The organism is Vibrio sp. V42_P2S4T144 (genome assembly GCF_009904715.1).
GTDB lineage: Bacteria > Pseudomonadota > Gammaproteobacteria > Enterobacterales > Vibrionaceae > Vibrio > Vibrio alginolyticus.
Genome location: NZ_WXWS01000093.1, coordinates 1 through 5980, shown reverse-complemented (window position 1 = coordinate 5980; position 5980 = coordinate 1). Strand labels below are relative to the sequence as shown.

At 45.2% G+C, this 5980-nt stretch carries 12 protein-coding genes; 1 reads left to right on the top strand and 11 read right to left on the bottom strand.

All coding sequences use genetic code 11. From position 1 onward, the window contains the following. The 11 genes from CAG68_RS02970 to CAG68_RS22295 all read right to left on the bottom strand — a co-directional run. The coding region (locus CAG68_RS02970) for a hypothetical protein (RefSeq protein ID WP_237667830.1) at positions 1-557 on the bottom strand (557 nt) is incomplete at its 3' end. A 284-nt stretch (positions 558-841) separates the two neighbouring features. Then, positions 842-1288 (bottom strand): hypothetical protein, encoded by a 447-nt coding sequence (locus tag CAG68_RS02965; RefSeq protein WP_161440767.1) that lies wholly within the window; start codon positions 1286-1288, stop codon positions 842-844. Then, complete coding sequence (locus CAG68_RS02960; protein WP_109170111.1) at positions 1266-1508, bottom strand: hypothetical protein; 243 nt, start codon at positions 1506-1508, stop codon at positions 1266-1268. The genes CAG68_RS02965 and CAG68_RS02960 overlap by 23 nt, the downstream gene beginning before the upstream one ends. Beyond that, on the bottom strand, positions 1501-1797 hold the full coding sequence (locus tag CAG68_RS02955) for an HU family DNA-binding protein (protein ID WP_054866444.1): 297 nt from the start codon (positions 1795-1797) through the stop codon (positions 1501-1503). The genes CAG68_RS02960 and CAG68_RS02955 overlap by 8 nt, the downstream gene beginning before the upstream one ends. Further along, positions 1797-2120, bottom strand: coding sequence for an HU family DNA-binding protein (locus tag CAG68_RS02950; protein ID WP_052484255.1), 324 nt, complete (start codon positions 2118-2120; stop codon positions 1797-1799). The genes CAG68_RS02955 and CAG68_RS02950 overlap by 1 nt, the downstream gene beginning before the upstream one ends. Next, the gene (locus tag CAG68_RS02945) at positions 2099-2299 is read right to left on the bottom strand and encodes a hypothetical protein (RefSeq protein ID WP_161440766.1); all 201 of its coding nucleotides are present in this window, start codon (positions 2297-2299) and stop codon (positions 2099-2101) included. Before CAG68_RS02945 ends, CAG68_RS02950 begins: the two co-directional genes overlap by 22 nt. Positions 2300-2486: 187 nt before the next feature. Then, a complete protein-coding gene (locus CAG68_RS02940; RefSeq protein ID WP_161440765.1) occupies positions 2487-3185 on the bottom strand; it encodes a hypothetical protein in 699 nt (232 codons plus the stop codon). 26 nt (positions 3186-3211) lie between these two features. Further along, complete coding sequence (locus tag CAG68_RS02935; protein WP_158174347.1) at positions 3212-3940, bottom strand: VRR-NUC domain-containing protein; 729 nt, start codon at positions 3938-3940, stop codon at positions 3212-3214. 2 nt (positions 3941-3942) lie between these two features. Next, on the bottom strand, positions 3943-4407 hold the full coding sequence (locus tag CAG68_RS02930; RefSeq protein WP_301950230.1) for a hypothetical protein: 465 nt from the start codon (positions 4405-4407) through the stop codon (positions 3943-3945). A 147-nt stretch (positions 4408-4554) separates the two neighbouring features. Beyond that, the gene (uraH, locus tag CAG68_RS02925) at positions 4555-4941 is read right to left on the bottom strand and encodes a hydroxyisourate hydrolase (protein ID WP_161440764.1); all 387 of its coding nucleotides are present in this window, start codon (positions 4939-4941) and stop codon (positions 4555-4557) included. Between the two features lie 160 nt (positions 4942-5101). Further along, complete coding sequence (locus CAG68_RS22295; RefSeq protein ID WP_161440763.1) at positions 5102-5260, bottom strand: hypothetical protein; 159 nt, start codon at positions 5258-5260, stop codon at positions 5102-5104. 12 nt (positions 5261-5272) lie between these two features. On the opposite strand from CAG68_RS22295, the gene CAG68_RS02915 reads away from it, so the two are divergent. Continuing rightward, positions 5273-5980: RNA-guided endonuclease TnpB family protein (locus tag CAG68_RS02915; RefSeq protein ID WP_337250503.1), on the top strand; the 708-nt coding region annotated here is incomplete at its 3' end.

Genomic DNA, 5980 nt, shown 5'->3' with positions numbered 1-5980 from the left:
CTCTTATTGTAGGATACAGGTCTCGCCAGCTCAGCGGTAAGCTTATTGTTATTTTTGTCAAAATTATGGAGAAGGAACCAAACATCACAATTTAATTTGTTTTTGGTATTCGACTCAGGAAGCGTTTCTGGGAACAAGTCATAGTTGAGATTTTCTTCGAACTTAAGCGCTAAGAGATCAAGAGTAAAGTCGCCTTTGTCTGTAATGGATTGCGGGAAACCAGCTGGGTTTCCAGTTTGCTCACAAGCACTACAAAGGTAGATTGCAATTTTTTCTTCTTTATTGATCGTAAGCTCTACATTACGAATGGATTCTCTAACATATCCGTGTGGTTTTAGTAGTTCGCGGAGAGCGCGGATAGTATCACCATAAAAATACTGACCACCACTGGTGACAGGGTTGTTTTCAGTCATTCTTTTTCTAGCGCTTAAACCTCGTTGCAATGCTTCCTTAATATGTGGAAGATTAGAAACTAAGTGAGCACGCTGGGGATCTTCGATTTGATTACTTTTTTCTGTCTGGACGCTATTGGTTTGTGCTGAGTTCATTTTTGTCATCCTCAATTCCATTTCCTGTATTCTAACCTCGATCGAGATCGAAAAACAAGAAATGAAAGAAGGTGCTGTCTTTCCAACACAGTTTTCTACATTTCCTCGTCGTCGTACTAATCACACTCAACATTTCCCGGCGTCGACGTCAGTAAAATCATGCGGGTAATCAGGTGATGTGATTTTGCTGGTGGATTTAGGCGTGATTCGGGCAGGGTTTCTATGTTGATTGTGCGGTGAGATTACGTCCGACCTTCGCTCATAGAACGGATAACGGCCATCCGGCTTGTAAATCATCGTGGCGTAGCCCTCAACCAAGTCCAGCCACCACGTTGTATTTCTTCATGTGGTAACAGCATCATGCCGTCACGGCCTTTCCTGGCTTGTTCTAGCGCCTTTTCTAGAAACTCAAACTTAAGGTCAAACGGGGGATTGCACCACCAGCCATCTTCCCATTCGCCTTGTAGGCCATCGAACCCAACACAAACAGGGTTTAGGAGCTGAGCGGCCTTGTGTTTTGGCTTAAGGCTTGGGAATCCGCTCGGCTGTTCGTTAATCCAGTCAGGAGCCACATGGAAGCGGTTCACCTTGGCGGTTTGTGGCTCGGCGGCCACGTCTAAAACAAACTCTTTTCCGGTATCACGTCGAAAGAGGAATTGAGCATCAAAGAAGCAGTCCCAACGAGTCGCCCATTTATTCTTTGCGCCCTCGACGGTCTTACTTTTGACTAGGTGCGCCATTCTCTAACTTCTCCCCACTCTTGGCCGCTACAGTAATGCGCTTGATGCGCTCTGCGTCCAAATCAATATTCACTCGCTCTATCTTTGGATAGACCACCAACCCATAAAAGCTGTATGTGCCAATACCAATTAAAGCCACCAGCGCTAACACAATGGTTATGGCCAGTAGCCGAACGGAGCCGATAAAGACACGTAGCCCAATTGCCTTGCTATCATTCATGGATTCTTACCATGTCCTTGTAAGCAGAGAACAAAACGCTGTGCTCGGTTTTGACACCTAAGCGCTCTTTCGTCGCCGGATTAATGGTTGTGCGTTCACGCTCTATGTGACGGAAACGGCCAAAGCCTCGAATTTGCACCTCACGGCCTTTCGCTATCTCAACCTGAATGTGATTGATCATTGCGTCCAAACAATCGCCCACCAGCTCTGCATCATCACCAGTAAGCTTTAGGCCAAGGCGTTTAGAAATGTTTCTTTCAATGTCAGTTCGGTTTAAGCGTGTGCTCATTAATGTGCTCCCTTGATCTCGTTTACCTTGTTTGCCAGCTCATCGCGGAATACATCCGACGCACTAAAAGTCAGCTTGTCTCGCGCAGCTACAATCGCTGGTGCTCCCGTTTTTGGATTACGGCCAGCTCGCGCTTTCTTAAGGCGAGGTGCGAACGTACCGAAGCCACTAAGCAATACAGCATTGCCCTCAATCATGGTTTGAGTTGAGATTTCTTCGATAAAGGCATCAAAAACCAGCTCGCATTCTTCACGTAATGCGCCCGTTTCTTTCTTCATTGCTGAGATCAGTTCGTGCTTTCCTACGGCTTTTTGTTTAGACACGCTAAGTCCTCTTGAATATCTTTCAGATAAATTCCGTGCTGTTGGCCTAGAAGATTGATGGCGTAGAGAACCAGTTCTTCTCGACTGCTACAGCCAAGTTCTATTTGCAGTCGCCTAATTTGCTCTCGTTGTGTCGCGCTGGCGCGGTAGTATTGACGTTTAAAGTCAAACTTATCCATCTTGGCTAGATGACGATTCCAGCGCTGTTGAGGGGTTAAGGCGTTTTTCTTGGGTTTACGTCCTGCTATTCGACGATTATAACCATTCCGAACACGCAGTAAACATTCCGAACACGATTTCTGTTTTTAATACAAAAAAATACCGCCTAGATAGGCGGCATTTGTGGAAAGATGATCAAGGATTTGATTAAGCCCGTTTGAACTCCGAAAAGTGGCTGCGCATGCCATCACGAACTTTGAGAGGGGTTTTGCGCAGTTTGGCGCGTGTTGCTGTGTCGTATAAGTATTGTTCCCATTCCCAATAGGACATATCACGTAATCGGCCTACTGGCTCACCAACACTATTCATGAATATGTAGGTGTTCTTGGCTTTGCCATTCGGGATTGAGTTGCCATTACCATCTAATATCTCAAAGACACCTCGCGCACCAACAAACGCCACGGTCAGGCCATATTGCGCCGCTGTAGCATCAATCATTGCGCTAGTGAGATAAACATTCTCGCCAAAGATTTTAGTACGGAGGATTTCGCGACGATATTTCTTAATGTCTCGAATCCATTCAAAGATAACGCAGCGAGTATGTGGTGTTCGGATATTGGTTTTCACTTTGATTAGACCAGCATCGAACAGCATTCTAATGACTCGATAGTTGATCTTCTCTCTCGGTGCAATCGTGTCGCCAGTACCATCGTAATCACAAATGTGACCACCAGTAAGCCAACGATACGCTTGAGCGCTACCAAATTCCCCTGCGGGAGCATAGCTTAGCAACAACTTGTCATAGTAAAGGTAATCACATAGGAAGTTACGGACTACCTTTGTTGCTTCTAACACGTCCAAATCAACTGGCTTTTGGCCAATGCTGTGATATTCACTCGCTAACATGAGATAACTAAGCCCTTTTTATATACTTATGCGGCTAGTCTAGTTTTGTTATCAAATGTTGGCAATTGGAGATAGCTATTAATTTGACAAATGCATTCATCAAACCCCTTGGCCACAACCACGTAATATCCTAAATCTTGGAACATTTTTATCTTTTCCTGTTGTTCCTTACTTGGGCGACCTTTTTCCGTTTTCACCTCCAAAAAGAAGCCATGATATACCCCTCTCGGGATAGGAAAGAATATGTCCGGCACACCTTTCTTTTGTCCCTCATAACTCATCATCGAGGCCGCTTTAGGCGTTCGGTAGCCACCATTAGGAATTGAGAAAACCAGCGGGTAAATGTCCTTGTACTGCGTCTCTAACGTGTAGAACAAACGAACCTGTAACCAGTGTTCGGCCAGCTTTGTGTCGTTAAACTCTTTCGGGCGCTTAATCCCTTGTGCAAGGCGCGTTTTGTGTGGTGAATCCAGTTCCACTTTCTTCTGTGTCGCAGCGCGCGCAACGTCATTGTCTTTCTCAAGAATACGAATGAGCCAAGATGGCAGTTCCGACTTATCCACCAGCGCGGTATTAGGGACGTTTATCGATACCGGATTGATGATGTGATTAACAGAGCGGTTAATCTCGTTAAGTGCTGCATCGATATTGAAGTCGCCGCCGTGGCCAGCTTTCACGCCTTTGCTTTTCCACTTCTTGCGCTTAGCGACTTGGTTTGCGAGAAAAGAGTGATCGAATCGTGGTGCCTTGGCCATAACTAGATAAGCCCTTGCGTTACTAAAATCTCTTGCTCCTTACGGCGGTTGAAATAGGCAAACACTTCATCCTTGGTGAATTGCTTAGATACCACTTTGCGGCAGCCACCTTGCGAGAAAACACGCTTAGCAATGTCCTCAGATAGCGTCCAACAAAGTGCGGTTTCTATTTCGGATTCGTCATTGATAGCGCGGTAGGCGGTGATCACCTTGGGTAGCTTGGCGAACGCCTTGCGCTCTGACGACTTCATAACCTTGTGCTTGTTGCGTCTCGGGCACGTAAACAGGGACGACCAAACATATTGATGTTGGTGCGAGCCTTGCGCTTTCCATAACGTTCCAAGCACGTCCCAATAGGTTGAATCATCTTGGATAGCTGGCGCACTGCGAACAAAGAAATCGAGCTGATAACACTCAGGAATAGATAACAGGCGGGAAATGATATTGGAGTCGTTAACGTTAGCCACAAACACCTCAATAAATTTTATTCCGAACATATAATTATTAAGGCAATAATAAACACGCTCAAAGAACCAAACAAACTTTAATCCAATAACAAAAAAGCCCCGCTCAAAGAGCGAGGCTTGCTTATATCTGTTTATCTTAGAACGAACCTAGTTCCCACGGTACGTTGAGTAAGCATAAGGACTGAGTAACAATGGGATATGGTAGTGTGCATCCTTGTTCTCTACCTTAAAATCGACCGGAATACTGCTATAGAACGTATCAGCCTTTTGCTCCTTAAAGAACGGTTCTACGTTGAATACAGCTCGGTACATTGTGCCATCACCAATATCAAAATGTTTAATTCGGCCATTCTCATCTGTCGTTTTCGTTGCTAGAAGCTTCCACTGTTCACCAACTTTCTCAAACAACTGAACCTCAATGTTTGTGCCCGGCAATCCCTTATTGGTATCTAGAACATGAACACTCACATCAGCAAATGCCGGAGCGGCTAAAGCAGAGCACAATGTAAGTAGCGATACTTTAAGTTTTTTCATTAGTACATTCCTTTTCCAATTGTGAATTTAAGGGTTCGCCGCACATGACCGCACTCCTTTAGAACTTCTTTCGCAGAGTTTTGAATAACCAGTAATTTTTTGGAGCAATATCACCAAAAAGCCGCCTAATGAGAGGCGGCCTAACGTCATGATCTTTCGATTAATGTATTGGAGAGACTATAGGCTCATCGGCTTTACGCGCTTGTGAGCTCATCGAGTCGAGGATTATCGCTATCAACTCCATCGGTGACGGCGTATTGCCTACTTCTGGATGGTTAGCTCGAATCACAGCACTTTCCTCTTTTAGCACTTTGGCCATGGACAGCTATTTATTGCCAAGTCCAAGCAGCCACTTAATATCCATTGGAGTCGTGAACTACCTAGCGAACCAACCACAGTCACAATCTCAAAAGACACCGCAGGCCGATACTTTGTGTCTATGCTATGCCGTTTTGAGCCTAAACCAATGCCTGTAACCGCTAAAACGGTTGGTATTGATTTGGGTTTAAATAACCTGTTCATCACAGATAGCGGTGAGAAAGTCGATAATCCTCGCCACTTCAAACACTACCAAAACAAACTGGCATACCTACAGCGTCAACTCGCCAAGAAAAAGAAAGGCAGTAATAATCGCGCTAAGGTGCGCCAGAAAGTAGCCCGTCTACACGCGAAAATTGCTGATAGTCGATTAGACAACTTACACAAGTTGTCTCGCAAACTGATAAACGAAAACCAAGTTGTTTGTGTTGAATCGCTACAAGTGAAGAACATGCTCCGCAATCCAAAACTAGCAAAACACATCGCTGATGCGAGTTGGGGCGAGTTCGTTCGCCAACTCAAATACAAAGCAGAATGGGCTGGACGAACTATCGTTGAGATAGAACGCTTCTTCCCTAGTTCAAAGCGTTGTAGCTGTTGTGGGTTCGTACACGAATCAATGCCGCTTAATATCCGAAACTGGACTTGTCCAGAATGCAATACGCACCATGATCGTGATATTAACGCAGCGAAGAATATAAAAACCGCTGGACTGGCGGGG

Coding starts and splice junctions, on each gene's coding strand:
- CAG68_RS02965 (WP_161440767.1), bottom strand. CDS start 1,288: ATGGCGCACCTAGTCAAAAGTAAGACCGTCGAGGGCGCAAAGAATAAA.
- CAG68_RS02960 (WP_109170111.1), bottom strand. CDS start 1,508: ATGAATGATAGCAAGGCAATTGGGCTACGTGTCTTTATCGGCTCCGTT.
- CAG68_RS02955 (WP_054866444.1), bottom strand. CDS start 1,797: ATGAGCACACGCTTAAACCGAACTGACATTGAAAGAAACATTTCTAAA.
- CAG68_RS02945 (WP_161440766.1), bottom strand. CDS start 2,299: ATGGATAAGTTTGACTTTAAACGTCAATACTACCGCGCCAGCGCGACA.
- CAG68_RS02940 (WP_161440765.1), bottom strand. CDS start 3,185: ATGTTAGCGAGTGAATATCACAGCATTGGCCAAAAGCCAGTTGATTTG.
- CAG68_RS02935 (WP_158174347.1), bottom strand. CDS start 3,940: ATGGCCAAGGCACCACGATTCGATCACTCTTTTCTCGCAAACCAAGTC.
- uraH (WP_161440764.1), bottom strand. CDS start 4,941: ATGAAAAAACTTAAAGTATCGCTACTTACATTGTGCTCTGCTTTAGCC.
- CAG68_RS22295 (WP_161440763.1), bottom strand. CDS start 5,260: ATGGCCAAAGTGCTAAAAGAGGAAAGTGCTGTGATTCGAGCTAACCAT.